The sequence below is a fragment of the Paenibacillus dendrobii genome (genome assembly GCF_009807035.1).
GTDB classification, from domain to species: domain Bacteria; phylum Bacillota; class Bacilli; order Paenibacillales; family Paenibacillaceae; genus Paenibacillus_AQ; species Paenibacillus_AQ dendrobii.
On record NZ_WUBI01000002.1, the window covers coordinates 752,974 to 772,627 of the forward strand.

The following is a 19,654-nucleotide window of genomic DNA, read 5'->3' on the forward strand; positions in this document are numbered from 1 at the left end:
CCTGGGCAGTACCCGAGGTCTGAAATTGTTCAATCCAGGCAATGGCATCCTCTTTGTCCACACGCTTGTTTTTCACTTCGGTCAGAACGTATTGAAGAAAATCTTTCATAGCTCCCTCCTCGTTTGGGCCATTTCTATTAATGCTGCATCAACGGTTATCGCTTCATTAAGAACATCGTCAAGGAGACGGTCCAAATACGTTTTGTCCAAAGAAAATTGACTTTTCACGCTGACAATCTGGCTCCCGTTATGCGTCTTGGCTTCTGTCTCAGGCAACCAATAACGCTCACGCGCAAAAGCATAAGTCGGCAAGCTTATCCGCCGTGGCTTATGATCTCCGTACAGCTTGTTCCAGTCAAAAGGTACGCCATGGACCCAGAGATTCAGTAGTTTGGCGTATTTTCCTTTATCTAGCCACGCTTCCATAGCGATTTGTAAATCTTCATCCGCATCAAATAAGGCCAGCCGATCTTTTTGATTACGGACCTGACCCTGATATACATCCATCGAACCTTCCTGATTGCCTAAGAAATCGTCAAGCTTACGTTCAAGATCCTTCATAGAATCTGCCAGTAACGCAAGCCTTTCCTCCATGGCTTCCCGGCCAACTTGCAGTGTATACGCCATATTGGCCAGATCCGCATCCGTCAGCGACCGCCTTTGAATCGCAGTCCTTAACCTTTTGGCCTGCTCATACAACCTTTCCTTATTCGTTGCAGATAATACGATGACAGCGGGATGATCCGATTGGAACGCAACAAGTGGTTGCTCTCCTTCACTAGATACATATTCTTCAATTACGATGTGGGCATTGGAACCCCCAGCGCCAAATGAAGAAATCCCCGCTCGTCTCGGATACGTCCGAGATTGTCCGTCAATCACGAATGCAGGCTGGTTCCAATCGGCGAGCTGCTGCTGAACGACAAACGGCGTAGATTCAAAATCAATATTCGGATTTAACGTCTCCGCATGCAGAGTCGGAACGAGCTTGCGATGCTTCATTTGGAGCAATATTTTAGTCAATCCGGCAATCCCTGCTGCACTTTCACAATGACCGATATTCGATTTGACTGAACCGATTGAACAAAATTGCTTATCCGTCGTATACGCGCTGAACGTTTTCGTCAAACCGGAAATTTCGATCGGGTCACCCAATGAAGTGCCCGTACCGTGGGCTTCCATGTATGTGATTGTCCTCGGATCGATGCCCGATTCTTGGAAAGCTTGCTCAATTACTCGCGCTTGCGCCTTCGGATTTGGAACCGTATAGCCGTTGGTTTTACCGCCATGGTTGATGGCCGTCCCTTTAATGACGCCATAAATCTGATCCCCATCAGCTATTGCCCGAGATAGAGGCTTCAGTAGAACGGCCCCTACACCTTCGCTTGGCACGTAGCCGTCTCCATCTACTCCGAAGCTTTCGCACCGTCCTTTGCTGGAGGCAAAATTACCCTGTCCTAACAGCAAATATTTGTTCGGATGAATAGAGACATTGACCCCACCCGCAATCGCGAGCTCACAGCTGCCCTGCCGGATGCTTTGGCAAGCCAGATGAATCGCGGTGAGCGAAGAAGAACACATCGTATCGATAGCCATACTCGGACCGTGGAAATTTCCAAAATAGGATACGCGATTGGCAATGGACGAAGGATTCCCGTGTAAAGCAACGGGTCTTCCTTGACTTTGCGCCGCCGCTCCATAGAGCTGGTATTCCTCATACATGACACCGACAAATACACCCACATTGTTCGTCCCGCCCGGATCTTGCTGCGATCCGAGCATCTCACGAGTATAGCCTGCATCTTCCAGCGTCTCATACGCACATTCCAGGAACAAACGCTCCTGCGGATCCATCAGCTCGGCTTCCCGAGGGGATATATGGAAAAATAACGGATCGAACCGATCCACCCCATCCAAAAACCCGCCCCATTTACTATTCGTCTTACCAGCTTTATTCTTGTCGATATCATAGTATCGACTGAAGTCCCAGCGATCCGCTGGAATTTCAGTGATGCAATCTTTACCGTCACGCAAATTATCCCAATATGCCTCGATATTCTGAGCACCTGGATAGCGACCCGAAATACCCACAATCGCAATATCCAGTGCGGAGGATTGCGGTTGAGCCTCCACACGCAGAGCTGTTTGAGCACGCCGTCTCCCCGTTCCGATAACAGCACTTACCGGTTCGGCTGAATTCGCTAAGGTAGAATGACGGGTTAAAGGTACCTCTTCTTTATCCTCGACTCCTAGCCATTGCGTGAGTTGGACTTGATGCATTTCCATAAAATAATCCGTTAATTCATGAATACTTTGATATTCAAATAACAGCGTTTTCGATAGGGAACCGAATGATTTCTCCAACTGGTTCGTCATATTCATCACCATCACGGAATCGATGCCGTATTTATCAAGCGAAGCGTCCGCATCAATCCGATGAGCTGGAAGCTTGATGACCGAGGACAACATCTCCTTGAAAAAAACAATGGCTTTATCGCGTAGCATTTGCAGTTTAGCAATGGAATCTGTTTGCTTTCCTTGCTGGCTTGGTTTATCAGAGAGCGGCTTTGCCGCTCCTTGAGGCGGGTCATGTACGATGCTTGTATATGAGCTTCGCAACCTCCGGACATTCCCCTCGGCTACAAGTACCTGATCATGGCCACTGGCTAGAGCTTGATACAATGCCTGCAGGCCTGAGTGTGTCTGCATGGGTACCATGCCCGTCGCCTGCTGCATCCGCTGTTCTGTGTCCTCATCGACCCGCATGCCGCCCTCTTTCCACAATGGCCAATTGACCGACAATGTCCGTCCCCAACGCTTCCCGGCTGCAACCAACGTATTGCGGTAGTACGCATACCTATCCATAAAAGCGTTAGCCGCAGCATAATCCGCTTGTCCCACATTACCAACTGCGCCTGATCCAGAGGAAAAAATAACATAGAAGTCCAGTGGCACTTCCGCGCTCGCTTCATCCAAATTCAAGACGCCTTTCACTTTTGGAGCCAGTACTTCCAGCACATCTGCTTCCGTCTTTTTGAGAATGAAACTATCCTTGACGACTCCCGCGCTGTGAATGATCCCATCCAACGCACCAAATTCCTGCCTTACGTTCGTGATGAGCGCCTGTACTTCCTGTTTGTCTGCCACATTCGTTTGTCTATACACCAGCTTCGTCCCCGCAGCCATTCTCGCTTCCAGCTCGGCATGCTTCTCCGCGCTCAGAATCGATCTGCCCGTTAGGATCAGTGTCACTTCTCGACTCTTTACAGCAATTTCATCCGCAAAAATTGCTCCTAATCCACCCGCTCCACCTGTGATTAAATAGACGCCACCGTTTTTCCATGGCAACAATGTGCCCTCAGGCTCACTCTCCGAAACAATGTCGCTCCAATCAGCAACATACCGCTTGGAAGTTTGGTATCTTACTTCCTGGTCCAGCGGGCTGCACGCATTTTCCTGAATCTTATGGGCGATGTCTAGAGCGGTTTCATCTGCCTCCACCTCCAGCCATTGTCCATGGAAAAGAGGATTTTCCAGCGATGCCGTTTTGAACATGCCTGCGATGCCCCGATATAACTGATTTTCTTGATTGTATGGTGCGACGACTTGTAACAACACCTTACCTTTAGGTCTCATATTCAAAATTCGTTGTATCTCGCCTAATATCTGAATAACATATGCTTCATAACGAGCATCGACGCCTTCCGCATCGGACTGCAGCGTTGAGCAACGGACAACACGACCAAGCTCTGCTTCAACTGCTTGCGACGTAACATGGTCCAGCTCGCAAAGCAGCACCTTATGTTCCGTAAGTTCAGGAGTCGTCGCATCTGCAGCTACGGGAGCTTCCCTCCAAGAAGGTGTTAATAGCAACACCCCCTCTTCTTCAGGAGGCAGCGCGCTTTGCATGGAAAGAGTGGCATCTTCGCCCGCAGCTACGGCTGCCCTAGACGAAAAACCTCTCATCCGCACGCGGACGTTTCCTTCTAGATCGCATAGCTCAATATCTAACTTCTGCACGGAATCTCCGGCCCCGATGCCTGGACTGCGGCGAATATAGGCCCACATGTCCGCATCGCAATGCCCCCAACAATCCAACTCCTGCAAGGCAAAAGGTAGCGTCGGCCCCATGTTCCCAGCCCCCAGCCAGAGTCCGGCGGACGCTTGAAGAGCTGCATCAGCCATAGCCGGATGCAGCATATAATCCGTTAATGTATTCTGAACAATCGCAGGCAGCGATAGCTTCGCGAGCACCTGATCCGACCCCGTATATATCGTCTCGATGCCCCGGTGCGTTATTCCATAAGAGATGCCCATCTGTTCCAGCGACTCGTATACAGACTCGGCTTCTAGCACAAGATCGCTGCATCGAGCTCTCAGCATCTCGATATCCAGCACAGGCGTATCCTCAGCCGAACGCAATACCGCGATCCCTTGGCTATAAATAACAGGTTCCGCGTCTTTCGACTCCGCTTCGCCGGTTATTTCGAATCTAACATCCCCATTTTCCTCCAGGAAAAGTTCTGTATGAATGTGGAGCGGCCGATCCTCGGAAACAACTGGCCGGACCCAGGCAATATTCTTCAAACGGACGCCGATACGTTCCTCCTTGACGGTCCCCGCCGCTACAGTCATTGCTGCTCTAACCATTTCCAAATGTGCCACGCCAGGTAAAATCCGCTTGCCTTGTACCACATGATCACGAAGGAAAAATTCCTGTCCTGTGAACGTCGAACTATAACGCTGCCCTGCAAAATCCGAAGTATTACGATGCACCAGCGGATGAATGACTGCTTCGGCTGCATGTGCTTCAGGCCGAACAGATGACGTCTGCGGCACCCAGTAACGTTCCTCTGCAAAAGGATAGGTTGGCAAGCTGATCCGGCGCGGTTGGTTCTGGCCATAGAGTTTGTTCCAATCGAATACGAGTCCCTTCACCCAAAGGTCAAGCAGCTTCGCATATTTTCCCTTTGCAATCCAGGCTTCAATGGTTTGAGCCATATCTTCATCCGCCGCAAAAACAGCCAGCGAATCTTGGTTCCGCTTCACCTGTCCCCGGAATACCTGTAATCCTCGGTCCTGCTGCTGAACAAAAATATGCAAATGCTCCTCCAGTTCCTTCAATGAACTGACTAAGAAGCCCATTCGTTCCTCCATCGCTTCCCTACCGACTTGTAGCGTATAAGCCATATTCAGCAAGTCATCCTCAGGGATCTGCTGATTTCGGATAGCACCCAGCAGCCGTTCCGCTTGAACCAGCAAGCGGTCCTCGCTCTTCGCTGATAACAGGATGATCACCGGACGTTGAGGTGTGACTGCAATGACGTTAGCCATCTGAGGAGGCTGATATTCCTCAATGACCAAATGCGCATTCGAACCACCGGCACCAAAGGAAGATAATCCCGCCCGCCGCGGAATCTCTTTCATCTCGCCGTTCATTTGAATCCATGGCCGTTTCCACTCCGTCAACTCCTGTTGTACAGTGAATGGCGTTGTACTGAAGTCAATATTCGGATTCAACGTTGTTGCATGTAAGGACGGAGCCAACTGACCATGTTTCATTTGCAACAATACTTTCGTCAAACCCGCAATACCAGCTGCACTTTCACAATGTCCAATGTTGGACTTCGCTGAACCGATAGCGCAGAACTGCTGATCCGGAGTGTATACCCTGAATGCCTTCGTCAAACCCGCAATCTCAATCGGATCGCCAAGCGATGTTCCTGTTCCGTGAGCCTCCATATAACTGATCGTCCTTGGATCAATCTTAGCGGATTGATAGGCTTGGGTGATGAGTGCAGCCTGAGCGGTTGGGTTAGGCACCGTATATCCGTTTGTTTTGCCACCGTGGTTAATCGAGCTTCCTTTAATAACCCCATAGATGTGGTCCCCATCTTCAATCGCTTTGGACACAGGTTTAAGCAAAACGGCACCGACGCCCTCCCCGGGCACATAACCGTCACCGCCCTCGCCGAAGCTTTCGCAAAGACCTTTGCTGGAAGCAAATTTGCCTTGAGCGAGCATCAAATATTTGTTCGGATGTACAGTAAGATTGACGCCGCCTGCTATGGCTAATTCACAGCCATGCCGCTGCAAACTTTGACAGGCGAGATGAATTGCCGTCAGCGAAGAGGAACACATCGTGTCTACAGCCATGCTTGGTCCATGAAAATTACACCAGTATGAAATCCGGTTGGCAATCGATGATGGGCTAGCCCCTAGTGATACCGGGTTGCCAAGCAAGGTCTGTTCCGCCCCGTACAGTTGATACTCTTCATACATAACTCCAACGTAAACTCCGACATTCCCTTCCAGACCAAATCCCTGGTGCTTCTGCCCTAGCGTTTGGCGTGTATACCCGGCGTCTTCCATCGCCTCGTATACACTTTCCAAGAACAACCGTTCCTGCGGGTCCATGAGTTCAGCTTCACGGGGTGATATGTGAAAGAATAGAGGGTCAAACTGATCCACACCGTCTATAAATCCACCCCAGCGACTGTATGTTTTCCCTGGCTTATCCTTATCCGCGTCATAATAAATACTATGATCCCAGCGATCTTTTGGAATTTCCGTAATGCAGTCTTTGCCTTCCTGTAAATTTGTCCAATATTCTTCTATGTTGCGGGCCCCGGGGTAACGGCCCGAGACTCCGATGATGGCAATATCAAGGGTCTCATCGTGATGTTCTGGACTTCTATCGATACGTTGAGGAACGAAACGGGACCGTTTACGCCCGGGCCGAACCCCTTTCGACAATTCACTTTCCCCATTGCTCTCAGCGTCTTGTATCCTTGATTGGCCTTCCACGCGAGATGAATCTGACGTCACACCTAACAGATCTATCAATTGATCCCGGTAAGACTCAAGGAAATAACCGGTTACAGCCGTAATCGTTTGATATTCAAAAAATAATGTTTTCGGCAAAGAACCGAAGATTTTCTCTAATTCATTCGTCAGTTTCATCACCATAATGGAGTCGATTCCATACGTGTCTAGAGAAGCTTCCGCTTCAATCCGGCTTGCCGGCAAACGGATCACGGTTGACAGCATTTGTCGGATATACTGAACGGCTTGTTCCTCCAGTTGATCTTCACTAATCGTTAGGGCAGCATGATTCTTATTCGAAGCGAACACATGGCTGTCCTCTTGGTCAGTCACCACAGCCTTCTTAATCTCTAACTCATACGGACTTCTGTGAACATGATCAAGAATTCGTTGCCGTTCACCAGCAATGACCATCACTTGGTCCTTACCGGAAGCGAGCGCGAGGTACAAGGCACGGATGCCCTCATCGGCCTGCATAGCGACCATGCCTTGTTGCCGCTTCATCTGTTGTTCGACAGCGGCATCTACACGCATCCCACCGTCTCTCCATAATGGCCAATTCACGGACAGTGACCTTCCATGGCGCTTTCCGGCGATGACCAGCCCATGACGATGTTTCGTAAAAGCATCCATAAATGCATTCGCCAGGGCATAATCAGCCTGTCCTGCATTGCCCAGTGCGCCCGAACCCGATGAAAAACTGATGAAGAAATCCAGAGGAATGCTTAGGCTCGCCATATCCAGGTTTATAAGACCGGACACCTTCGGAGCCATCACTTCCAACATTTCGGCTTTTGTCTTTTTCAAAATAAAGTTATCCCGAATTACACCGGCGCTATGTACAATCCCGTTTAATTGTCCATATTCCGTCTGAATCTCAGACATCAAGTCTTCGACGGCTGTCCGATCAGATACATCGACTTGTTTATAAATAATTCTGGCACCAAGTGCTTCCCATTCCTTCATTCGGTTCCATTTACGATCAGAAAGTGGTGAGCGTCCGGTTAGAATGACTGTTGCACCGTTAGACTTATGCACAATCTCCTCTGTGAATACCAAGCCTAATCCGCCCGCTCCTCCAGTGATTAAATACACACCCCCGTCTTTCCAGGGCATCTCTTCATCTGCATTGTTCGTGACTGCCATCTCGCTCCAGCCTGCTACATACCGCCGCCCGGCATCATACATAATGTGCTGCTCGGGCTTACTCGAGCTATTTTCCCTAATTCTGTCGGCAATTGCCTCCAAATCCTCTTCCGTGTCAAACGCAATGAGTTGCCCGATCAGCTTCGGATTTTCGAGATGCGCTGTTTTGAGCAGGCCGGATAGGGCGCTCAGTAAGTCACCCTGATGAACCGTAACAATTTGTACCAGAACGCTTTCCTTCGGTTTATTCAACAAGATTCGTTGGATGTGTTCGAATGCCTGAATGGCATACTGTTGAAAACGTCCCCCGGTGTCTTCTGCATCAGACTGAAGCCATATGCAATGCAATCCGTTTAATTGAGCTTCTATTTGAGCTTGCTTAAGATGGCCGGAGGGGTCACACAGTAGAACCCAATTCTCCGCATAAGCCGCCGTTCCCGGCACCGCTGCTTGTTCCTCCCAGCAAGGTTCGAACAATAACGTTTCATTCGTTTCATATGAGGTTGAAGATCCTTCTCTTTCCAGCCCCCGCATGGCGAAACCTTTCATTCGAACACAAACCTTACCAAGATCATCGAATATATCAATATCCATTTTTTGCAGGCTATCAGATAACCGGCTTGCTTCACTATAACGTACCCAAGCCCACACAGATGAAGGACATTCACCATGAATCTCCATCTCCTGCATAGCAAACGGAAGTGCTGTAGGAATAATTGCATGAGGATCCTCTAGACTAATCCGCAAGCCTAACGTTGCTTGCAAAGCCGCATCCATCAAACTCGGATGAAGCTGATATACATCTTGGGTATCAGCGATCCCCGCCGGCAAGTTCAATTTCGCCAATGCTTGCCCTTGGCCAACCCGAATCGATTCAACCGCTTGATGCCCCGGACCATAATCAATCCCCATTCCCTTGTAGGCTTCGTAACATTCACGGGCTGAAATCGTATATAGCGCACAATGATCCAGTAAATCAGACAGGTTCACACAAGGAGTATCTGTCCGTCGAACCACTGACGCGCTGCCCTGGCTGTGAACAATCTGCTCCTCGGATGATTGTGCATTTAGACTTTCATCACTATAAATTTCATAAGCGATTTCCCCATCATTGTCCGGATAGAGTCCAATATGCACTTGAACAGGCTGATCCCTGATCGTGATCGGGCGGGCCCAGACCATATTCTTCATATAAATCGCGTTCTGTTCGGGATCTATATCTCCCGCCGCCATGTTTACGGCCATCCGCGCCATCTCCAAATAGGCCACGCCGGGCAAAACCCGTTGGCCTTGAATCACATGATCAGCAAGGAAAAATTCGTTACCATTAAAAGTGGAAGTGTACCTTTGTTCGTTCAAATCCGAAGTGTTTGTATGCAGCAAAGGATGAATAACGGTCGGCACCGGAGCTGTCCATGTAGGATTATTCTCAGAGCCCGCCTCCGGTTTCCAGTAACGCTCCTTGGCGAACGGATAGGTCGGAAGGTTCATTCTCCCGGGAATTCCATCCTTATAAAGTCGTTCCCATCTTATATCCGCTCCCTGCACCCACGACTCGGCCAACTTCTTTCGATTGCCACTTATCATCCAACGTTCTATGGATTCGTTCAGATTCTCACCAACAACGCTTGCGGCCGATTTCTGCTTCTTCACTTGACCGCGCCAAATGCTCCCGGGCTCGTCTTTCCCTTGAATGAAAGCTTCTAGTCCAATGATCAAATCCGTTACATCTTGGACAAGAAAAATGACTCTTTCCTCCATCGCTTCCCGCCCGGTTTGCAGCGTAAAAGCGATCTTCTCTAATTGAATGTCCGAAATCCCCTGTTCTTCCTCAACGAAACGATCTATTGTCTTCGGAGAACTCTCTACGCGGGATGCTGATGCTCCCCCGGATGAAGCGGCTACGTACGCAGCAATAGCTTGAATCGAATGGTTCTCGCGCAGCACCTGAAGCGGAACCTCAATGCCAAGTTCACCGTGCAGCTGTTGTTCCAATTGCTTGAAATGAATAGGTTCCATGCCGCACTCTTGCAAATCGTCCTCCAATTCGCTTTCCTGCACAAGGAGAATATCCGAAAGCAAGCGGCGAATATGCCGCTCCAGATCGGTATTCACTTGAGGCAAGATGGCAGCGGTTCGGGGTTCGATCAGCGGTTGGACGCTCTGGCCCTTTAGATAACGCAGCAGTTTATCTGCATATGCGAGCAAACGATCTTGGGTTTTAGCCGATAGAGGGATGAGGTGAGGTCCACTAGCCATAGGACTGTCCATCATACCGGAAAGAGGTGGCTCGTATTCTTGAAGGACAAGATGAACGTTCGTTCCGCTGTGTCCGAAAGAGTTAATAGCCGCCGTCAAAGGCTGACCCGTGGCGGATTGCCATCTCGTCCCCAATGTATTCACATAAAAAGCCGAAGCATGCAAATCAATAAATGGATTCAAGGTCTTAAAATTTATCAAACCAGGAATACGCCGATGCTTAAGTGACAATAAGGTTTTGATAAGCCCGATGACACCTGCGGCCGCTCCTGTATGCCCAATAAAAGATTTCGCGCTACCGATGGCACAGTAGGTTTCTTTGTCCGTAAAATGCCTGAATGCGCGAATCAACGCATTCGTTTCGATGGGATCACCAAGCTGAGTGCCTGTACCGTGCGCTTCCACATAAGTGATGGCTTCAGGATCTATGTTAAATTGCTCATACACGTTCCTTATCAACTGTTCTTGTGCCACCCCATTGGGGGCCGTAATGCCATTGCTCGCCCCATCCTGATTCATTCCTGAACCTTTAATCACACCGTAAATAGGATCGCCATCAGCAATTGCGTTACACAACCTTTTCAGAACGACAACGCCCAAGCCCTCAGAAATGACCGTGCCGTCGCTCGCTTCGTCAAATGTGTGGCACTTTCCCGTTTGGGACAGCATACCGATGTCGGACAGTCTGGATAATATCGACTGATCCAGCAGCGTCGCTGCACCCCCTGCAAGAGCTACGGTTGATTCCCCGCTGCGCAAGCTGTCGCATGCCAGATGGAGCGCGACGGCTGAAGAGGAGCAGCCGGTATTGACGACAAGCGCCGGCCCTTTTAGATCCAAATAGTAGGATAACCGCGAGGCGACAAGCGCATCGGAATAGCCTGTAAATGACTCGTGGAGGTAGCCCGTGGGCTCAGCTCCAATAAAGATGCCTACCTGAGCTTCAGCGAGCGATTTCGGATTATAACCGGCATCCTCCAATGCTTTCCAGCTTTCTTGAAGAATCAGACGTTGATGAGGATTCATCGACTCGGCTTCACGCGGGGATATGTTGAAGAATAATGGATCAAAACAATCCCGCTCTTCCAGAATGCCTCCCCATCTATAGTCCTTGATTAGCGGACTTTGCTTCAAATAATGAGAGGGAAGCTCACGAACCGCATCATGCCCTTGGATCAGGTTGTGCCAAAATTCATCGACACTGACTGCGTCAGGAAACTGTCCTGACATCCCGATCACAGCGATATCAGATGATTCGATCTTACAATCCCGCACAGAAGGAGCCATGGCTGGCTCCTCTTCTTTTGGGTTCCCTAATGGGTCGCTATTACGGCTCTTTAACGTGCTCAGTAGCTCTCTAGCTTCCTGCTCGCTCATCTCTTTGTTCCGCAACTTTTCAACAACGGTTTGAAAATTTATAGGGTTCATAGGCAACCTCTCAACACGTTTATTGTTGGATCTTCTGGATTAACGATTCGATAGAAATTTCATCTGCCCAAAATTGTTCCTCTAGCAGCTCTGCAGCAACATCGCGGGTTAATTTGGATGCTGTAACAGGCTGTCCGGTTACTGTCGCTTTTGCTTGCAACTGATCTTTGTAGTTCTTCACAATAAACTGAATTAAGCGATCCACTGTTGGATATTCGAACAAGATCGCACTATTCAAGGGAATCCCCAGCCCATCACTGGTCTGTTTCACAAACAAAATTCCGATAATGGAATCGACCCCGTAATCAGAAAAGGCTGCCGCGGTGTCGATGCTGTCCACCGTTACTTTCAATGATTTCGATAACTTATCAAGAATCACGCTCTTCACGTAGGTGTCGAGACTTTCTCCCGCGCTCCCGGCTGCCTGCGTTGCGACGACCATTTCTGGCTTGCGCATTTCTTTCACGGTTACCTGTGGTTTCGTATTTGTCGAATAGCTCCCTGAACTTCTCTTTTCCACCTTCGGTCCCAAAAGTGCCGCAGGTGCAGCAGCTTCCGTTTTTTGTGACGGTGTTATGCTGCGGATCGGCTGGCGGATTACGCCGTTGCTTTCGGCTGCGATGATCTGTTGACCCAGCCCGCGAGCTGAACTTGCAGGAAATCCAACATGAGAGAAGCCTTCTTCTTCTAAAATGGTTTTCCAGGTTTCGGGATACAATAGCGGAGCTCCAGGAATACGCAAATGCTCATCTTCGTACAGCCACCATCCGTCCAGAAGGCCGAACGTCAGCGTTGTGAAAATCATCTTGTCTGTATCTTCGTTTAAAAGCAAAAGCCCGCCGGCTTTCAGGGTTGCTTTCATATTACGCAAGGTGCGGTGCATATTTTTGGTCGCATGCAAGCAATTAGTAGCAATCGCGATATCATAGCTTCCTGCCTCTATTTTTTGATCAGCCAGCGGCTTCTCAATGTTATTCAGTTTAAATTCGATATAAGGATGATGTACGCCGTACTTCTCCTCCGCAAACAACAAAAACGCTTTGGAAATATCCGTATAGCTGTACTCGACAGAATCGCTGTAAGGCTTTAACTTGGCAAACACCATGGCGCTGGTGCCTCCCGTTCCCGCTCCTACCTCAATGATTTTCACCTTTGCCATAGGGTTCTCCTGAATACGCTTGCGCACATATTCCGCGATCGTATTCGCCACGACGTTATTGAAGTAATCCGAAAGGGCGTTTCCTTTATAGACGCCTTCCAGCATCTTCATCGAGGAATCGGGGAACAAAATGTCCGTCGCCATCACCGTGCCGCGCAGGATATCCGGCAACTTCCGAAGGCAGGCATCTACCAAACGCACTTTTGTCTGCCAATTGGCATCGTTCAAATAGGTCTCCTTCGCCGTCTCCCACATTCTCCATATCCTTGCGCCATTTTCGAGCTCAGACTGTTCCGTTGCAATCACCACAGTCCCTTCGCGCTGGACGAAACCTTTTGCTCCCAGCAAACTCAGGCACTCCTCGACCATTCGGTCATATTTATCCAGAATACCTGCGGCTTTGCGCAGCGCGAGTGTCTCAACCCGAATTCCTTTACGATGAAAGAAGCCCATTTCCTGCATCTGCACGTAAAGCAGTTTTAGCATCCAAAGCTGAAGCTCTTCTTGATCATTAATCGCATATAACTCCGGCAATTGATGTTCCATCACAATCTCTTTGTTCCATAGTGATCCTACCCTTAGACCCGAGTCCCTCTCCAAGACCGACACAGCCTCCGACTCTTTGCATTTCATCAATTCGAGAACGGGCTGCGACGCTTTTAAGCACATGACTTGCTGGACTGCGCCCATCCGCAGCATCCCCGTGAATTGTTCAAAACAGATGAATCCCTCACGCGCTTCTAAAAACCCGATATTCTTGCTTAACGAAGGATTCGTCTCTGCAGGTTTCCAGAATCCCCAGTTGATAATGCCGATAGGAAAAGCTGCCTGCGGCCGCATATACCGGACAAATGTATCCGCGAAGGTAATCCCTGATGCATAAGCCGACAGCGTTGCCGCACCCGAGAAGGAAAAGGCTTGCCCAGATGAAAAATAACATAAGAAATCCAGCTTCTCCTGTTCAAAAGCTTTATAAAAATGGATGCTGCCTTGTGATTTAACATCTAAAATATCCATAAATTCACGCTCAGTTGTTTGGGCAATGGAGTTTTCAAACGAAATCACAATCCCAGAGAAAATGGCTCCGTTGATGACCGGGTGCTGCATTTTGATTCGGGCTACCGCTTGCTGCATTTGAACCAGGCTTGTTGCATCCGCCTGAATATATAGCGGGGGTTCTCCTAATGCTGCGAATGAGTCCAATTTTTCTCGTATCGCAGGCGATGTTTCAGGAGAACGTCCGATCCATACCACTTTGGCCTGATAATCCTGCATCAGATAGCGGGTCATAATGCCGCCCACTAATCCGCTGCCTCCCAAAATGACATAAACGCCATTCTTTTGTAGTCCTTGAGTTTGCTGAAACCGGTCTGTATCTAGTTTGACAAAAACTTGCTTGTATCTGCGTCCCAAATGGAACTTCACGACGTCTCCGCGATCGGAAGGTTCTTCATTGATGATATTTCCCAGCAGTGCGGTTTGCCTTTCTTTTGTTAGCAGATCATCGGCGGAAATATCAATATTTCTTACCGAAAACCGGTAGTCACCATGCGCGATAGAATAAGTCAGCCCTGTAACTCCACCGCCGTAAGGATTAACCTCTGAATCTGTAATCCGGTAGCTGTCCTGCGTAATGATAAACGTGTCGATCCTCTTACCATCCGTCTCTTTCTGCCTAAGGGCCTTGATCAGCCGAAGCAGTTGAACTTCATTGTTCGGTTGGCTCTGAATCAAATCTTTCAAATCAACCGATGGTTCATATGCCCGGCAATCCGATAGAAAATACAGGCGATCGATGGAAGCATACTGCTTCAGACACATTTCAAACCCGTGTATATCCTCCGCTCCGCAAAGCCAGCTATGCTCGAGACCCTGCATTTTCTCCGTATGTTCACTTAACCGGATATGGACAATTTGCGACCCTTTAGGCACGCTTGTATAATATTCGTTCAAAGATTCACTAAGAGATGCCGAAGATTCAGAATCCACAATCAGTACCGTTTGCGGGGTATGCGTTCGCGCCGGCAGCCGTTCCAGCTCTTCCCACACCGGCACGTACATCAGCTCGTCCCACGGTTTTTTCAACTTACGTGTCATTAATTGCCCGACGTGGACAATGACTTCCCCAGATGGACCTAGCAAGGAAACTTGACTCCTACTTCCATACTCGTCACGCTGTACGTACGCATATGAGTTAGCCGGCGCTTTGCCCGTTATTCTAACATCTCTCATACTCGCGATCTCATTGATTTCATCCGAACAATGTGCCCGCAGTTGCAATGCGCACTCCAGCATAGCCGGGTGAATACTGTATCCTCTTACCAACTCGGTCTCCTTCATGTGCAGCTCCGCCAATACGTCCTTACCGTTGTCCCACAATCGTGTCATTTGACGGTATATACCTTCATGACGGATTTCATGTTTCTCGCATGCTGCATAAAACACTTCCGGATCTACTTGGGACATTTGATCATGCAAAATCGCTGTCACATCGAAGACTGTACCCCTATCCTCATCCAGACTCACGGTACCCTGGCTGTAAAGCTTGGGCTCTGCTCCCCCAGATTGGATACGGAACACATATTGGCGTTCATCCACAGCGCTCAAGACCAGATAAATCCGAGTCTGTTCCTCAACGACAAGAGGTTCCAACAAATCGATGTTCTCGATAACGATGGTATCGTCCCCTGCGATTTCATTCATCGCTGCACGGACCATTTCCAGATAGGCCGCAGCAGGTAGCTTGGGCTTACCGGATGTGTCGTCACTTTGGATAAGGGAATGTCCCGGATCCAAGGTTGTTTCAAAAACAAGTCCCGTTCCCATTTTGACCGTTTCTTTGGGATCGATGCGATGAAGCAGTGGCTGCAGCGGCATTGCCCTGTTCCCGCCTTTTGCCAGTTCATGTCGTGCAGGAAGCCAGTGACGATCTTTGGCAAAAGGATATGCAGGCAAGCTCATCCGGCGAGGACGCCCATGGATGTACAGACATTGCCAATAGATCTCCGCACCCATCACCCACAGCATCGCTATGCGGGTGTAGTCCTTATCCTGAAGCAAGCTTTGCAGGAATGTCTGATCCGCATCTTTTTCGCCAAATTGAAGCTGTTCGGAGAGCGGGCTTTGCACGACGCCAGTAACGACTTTTCCAAAGCCTGCGCGCCCTTCAGCAAAGTCTTCCAGTTTATCACGAAGATCCTGCAAGGAGTCGCATATGAACGCTGCACGATATTTGAACTGCTCCCGGCCTACCTGCAAGCTATACGCCAACGAACCTAATTCCGCTTCCTGGATCCCTTCAGTATCAATATAATCCCTGAGCCGTTCGGCCATTCTCTGCAAAGCTGCCTCACTTTTGGCGGACAGCACTACAATCGGAACCCAGTCCTCATTAGTAAGTTGCACTTCTTCATCTTCATACTCTTCCAAGATAATATGAGCATTGGAACCGCCTGCTCCAAACGAGCTTATTCCCGCCCGTCGCGGTGCCGTGCCCGAAATGCCGTTCATGTCCGTCCATACCGGCCGTTGCCATTCTTGTACCTTCTGCGGCACATAAAATGGAGAGGAATCGAAAGGAATCAATGGATTAAGCTGAGACGAATTCAATGATGGCACCAGCGTTTTATGCTTCATTTGTAGCAGAATCTTCATGATCCCTGCGATCGCAGCCCCGGACTCCAGATGACCGATGTTCGATTTTACGGAACCAAGCGCACAAGACTTGGAAGCAACAGAAACATCCGAATCCACCGCATTCTGCTCGAACGCCTTGATCAATCCACGTACTTCGATCGGATCTCCCAAGGGCGTGCCCGTACCATGCGCCTCGACGTAACTAATGGTTGATGCGGGTACGCAAGCATTGCTTAGGGCTGTAGCGATCAGATCCGCCTGGGCATTGGGGTTTGGAACCGTGAATCCATTCGTCTTGCCACCAGAATTAACCGCTGTCCCTTTGATTACAGCATAGATGTGATCCTGATCTAATTGGGCTTGATGCAGTGGTTTCAGCAGCAAAGCTCCGATGCCTTCGCCAAAAATCGTACCCGCCGCATTAGCCCCAAACGGGCAACAATCTTTATCTTTGGAAAGCATTTGCATCTGCGAATATTGAATATAACGTCCCGGGTGCAAAAACAAATTGACGCCGCCAACGATTGCACTTTGGCATTCCCCTCTGCGCATACTTTCGTATGCCAAATGAATCGCCGTTCCGGATGACGAACAAGCCGTATCAATGGCCATACTAGGCCCGCTGAAGTTCATGAAATAGGACACGCGGTTAGGGATTTGATACAATTCAGCACCCCGGTATGCACTGAATCCATACAAGGCAGCTTCACTGGCGTATAAACTGTAATCATTAGAGATCACGCCAACGAACACGCCCGTATTCACATCAAGACTTTTTCTTGTGTGGCAGGCATCTTCCAGCAAGCCCCACACAACTTCCAGAAAAATTCGCTGCTGCGGATCCATACACTCAGCTTCTCTCGGCGAAATGCCAAAAAAGGCATGATCGAAACTGTCCACATCCTCGATAAAGCCTCCCCATTTGCTATGGCTTTTGTCCGTGGATTCACTTACAGGATCATAATACAAATCCGTATCCCAACGATCCGGAGGAACTTCCGAGATACAAGACGTCCCTTTCAATAAATTTTGCCAAAAGTCAGCCGCGTTGTTCGCTTGCGGAAAACGCCCATTGATCCCAATAATTGCCACTTCGTAAGGCTCATTCCCGGAATGTTCGGTTATCTTGTCATCATCCGAGTGAACATGTACGGGCTCCGATGCCAAGTGTGCACCTTCCTTTTCAGATGCCGCTGAGGTGGCCGCATGCTGCTCCTCCTCGTTGCACAAGGCGCTTGCAATTTCAGCCAAGGAGGAATACTCATATAAAAAAGTGGCGGATACGTTCGGATAGCGGTTCTGCAGCGCAATCGTCAGTTCCACGACTTTAAACGAATCGTGCACGTAAGTTTCCAATCCGGCATTTGCGTCGATGCTTCCTGCTTCAATCGAAAGGATACCTCCGACCAATCCCTTGACTTCTTCCAGAATATCCAGATACGAATCCTGCCGCGGCAGAACCGGTGAGGCAATTTGATCCGAGGGCTCGGCGTCTGGACCAGACGGCACTAGTGTGACTTTGTTCAAAAACGCCGCTTTCAACCGGTATACTTGTCCTGATTCTAACTGACTGACTCGTGACTGCTTCGGTATTGATTTCAACACAAATTCTATAAAGTCGCTGACCGGTTTGTTCTTACTGGTGCTCACATACCGAACATCGACATAAGGTAAGCCTTTTTCAAGCGCCAGCTCACCCAAAGTCCGCATCATCTGGTGCTCAACCCCGCGTCCCAGTACCCGGCAGCTCAAGATAAAGGTGTCCACATTCAGACTATCTTCCTCTAGCTTATACAAGACCATGCCGACAAGACCGTAATCGCCAAAACGATCGCTAACATGCACCACTTTGCAAATATAACCATCTTTATCGAGCAGCATCTGAATATCTTTTTGACTGCGGCGAATCGTTGTGAAGTTAAACTGATTGGTTCGTTTCGTCAGCTGCGCCACCCGGGCCAGATGCTTATGCTCCATGTCCGCCATGTCAACTTTAAGCTCCAGCTTATGTAAAAAAGCATGAAAATCCGCCGACTCTTCCAGTAGTGATTTGCGTTGTAGATTTTGCTGCGTCATCACCGTTCTTTTGGCATCTTCCGCTGTAACGGTGAAATGGTCAAACGCCCAGTTATGACGGAGCAGCTCTAATCTTGACTCTTCCTCCGCAGGCCATTGCAAGGTTAGAACCTCGGGGCAATTAGCCTCAACTTCAGCACATTCAATCGGATTATCATCGATAAAAATAAAACTGTCCAAGCCCACATTCAGCGACTCGGCCAGCGATCGAAGATTATCCGATTTAGGCTGCCAATTGATGCGAAAGTCCGTCAGATCCCCCCGTTTCAACGGAAAATCCGAACGGTTGTCAAATACATGCCATACATCTTCTTCGATATTTTTGCTGCAAAGACAAAGCAGCATCCCCTGCTCCTTTTGATGGATCAGAAAATGCTGCAATTCTAACGTTGCGCCTTGTACATCCAGCTTCTTTGGAGCTGTCTCGCCGCAGACACCCGACCATAAAGTGTGATCACAATCGACCACGATGACTTTGTACGGCTGACTTTGCAGCGAATAATAATAGCGTACCAGCAAAGTCCCCAGAAACTCATAATACGTATCAACAAAAGGAATATGCCCTAGCTCGTTGCGGGCTGGATCATCGATAGCTTCGATTTGGTACTTGTCATGATACGTTTCCGCCTTGATGACGTGGATTAGCTCGGATTGATCAGCCTGTTCCTGAATCACTTGTTCAAGCTCCGCAAAGCAAGACCGCCAATGCGGTTGCGATTCGTAGGCCTGAGAGGACGGACAGATCAACAGCAGAGTTTGACAAGAAGAATGAGCGATGAAAGTACGTAGCGCTTGGACCGCATCGGCTGCGGTAGTGGATAAAGCCTCTCGCATCTGCAAGAACGGCTTATCCTCTGGATTCAATGATGCATAATCAACAGCTTCCTTGCCTTGGTATGGCAGCCAATCCTCCCAGCGGAGCATGACAACATTCAACCCTTCTTGATTTTTGCGCAACGCGCTTTCGGCTTGAAGCCATTCCTGGAACACTTGATTGTAGGCAAGCACTTCGGAAGTGTACGCCAGCTGAAGCTTCTTTTGCCAAGAATCCAACGTCTTTAACACCGGATCTGCTGTAAAAGTAGCCGAAATCAGAATCCGTTTTACCGCTTGTTCTTCGCTCAT

General features: G+C 49.1%; 1 protein-coding gene and 1 pseudogene. Both read right to left on the bottom strand.

Annotation, left to right across the window (positions count from 1 at the left end):
• Positions 1 to 273 precede the first annotated feature (273 nt).
• Positions 274 to 11,658: pseudogene (locus tag GRF59_RS17290) on the bottom strand (SDR family NAD(P)-dependent oxidoreductase); the annotation flags it as partial.
• Between the two features lie 19 nt (positions 11,659 to 11,677).
• Positions 11,678 to 19,654, bottom strand: a complete 7,977-nt coding sequence (locus GRF59_RS17295) for an HAD-IIIC family phosphatase (RefSeq protein WP_160498931.1) — start codon at positions 19,652 to 19,654, stop codon at positions 11,678 to 11,680.

Excerpts from the sequence above, each read along its gene's own strand:
- GRF59_RS17295 (WP_160498931.1), bottom strand. The coding sequence starts at position 19,654 with ATGAGCGAAGAACAAGCGGTAAAACGGATTCTGATTTCGGCTACTTTT.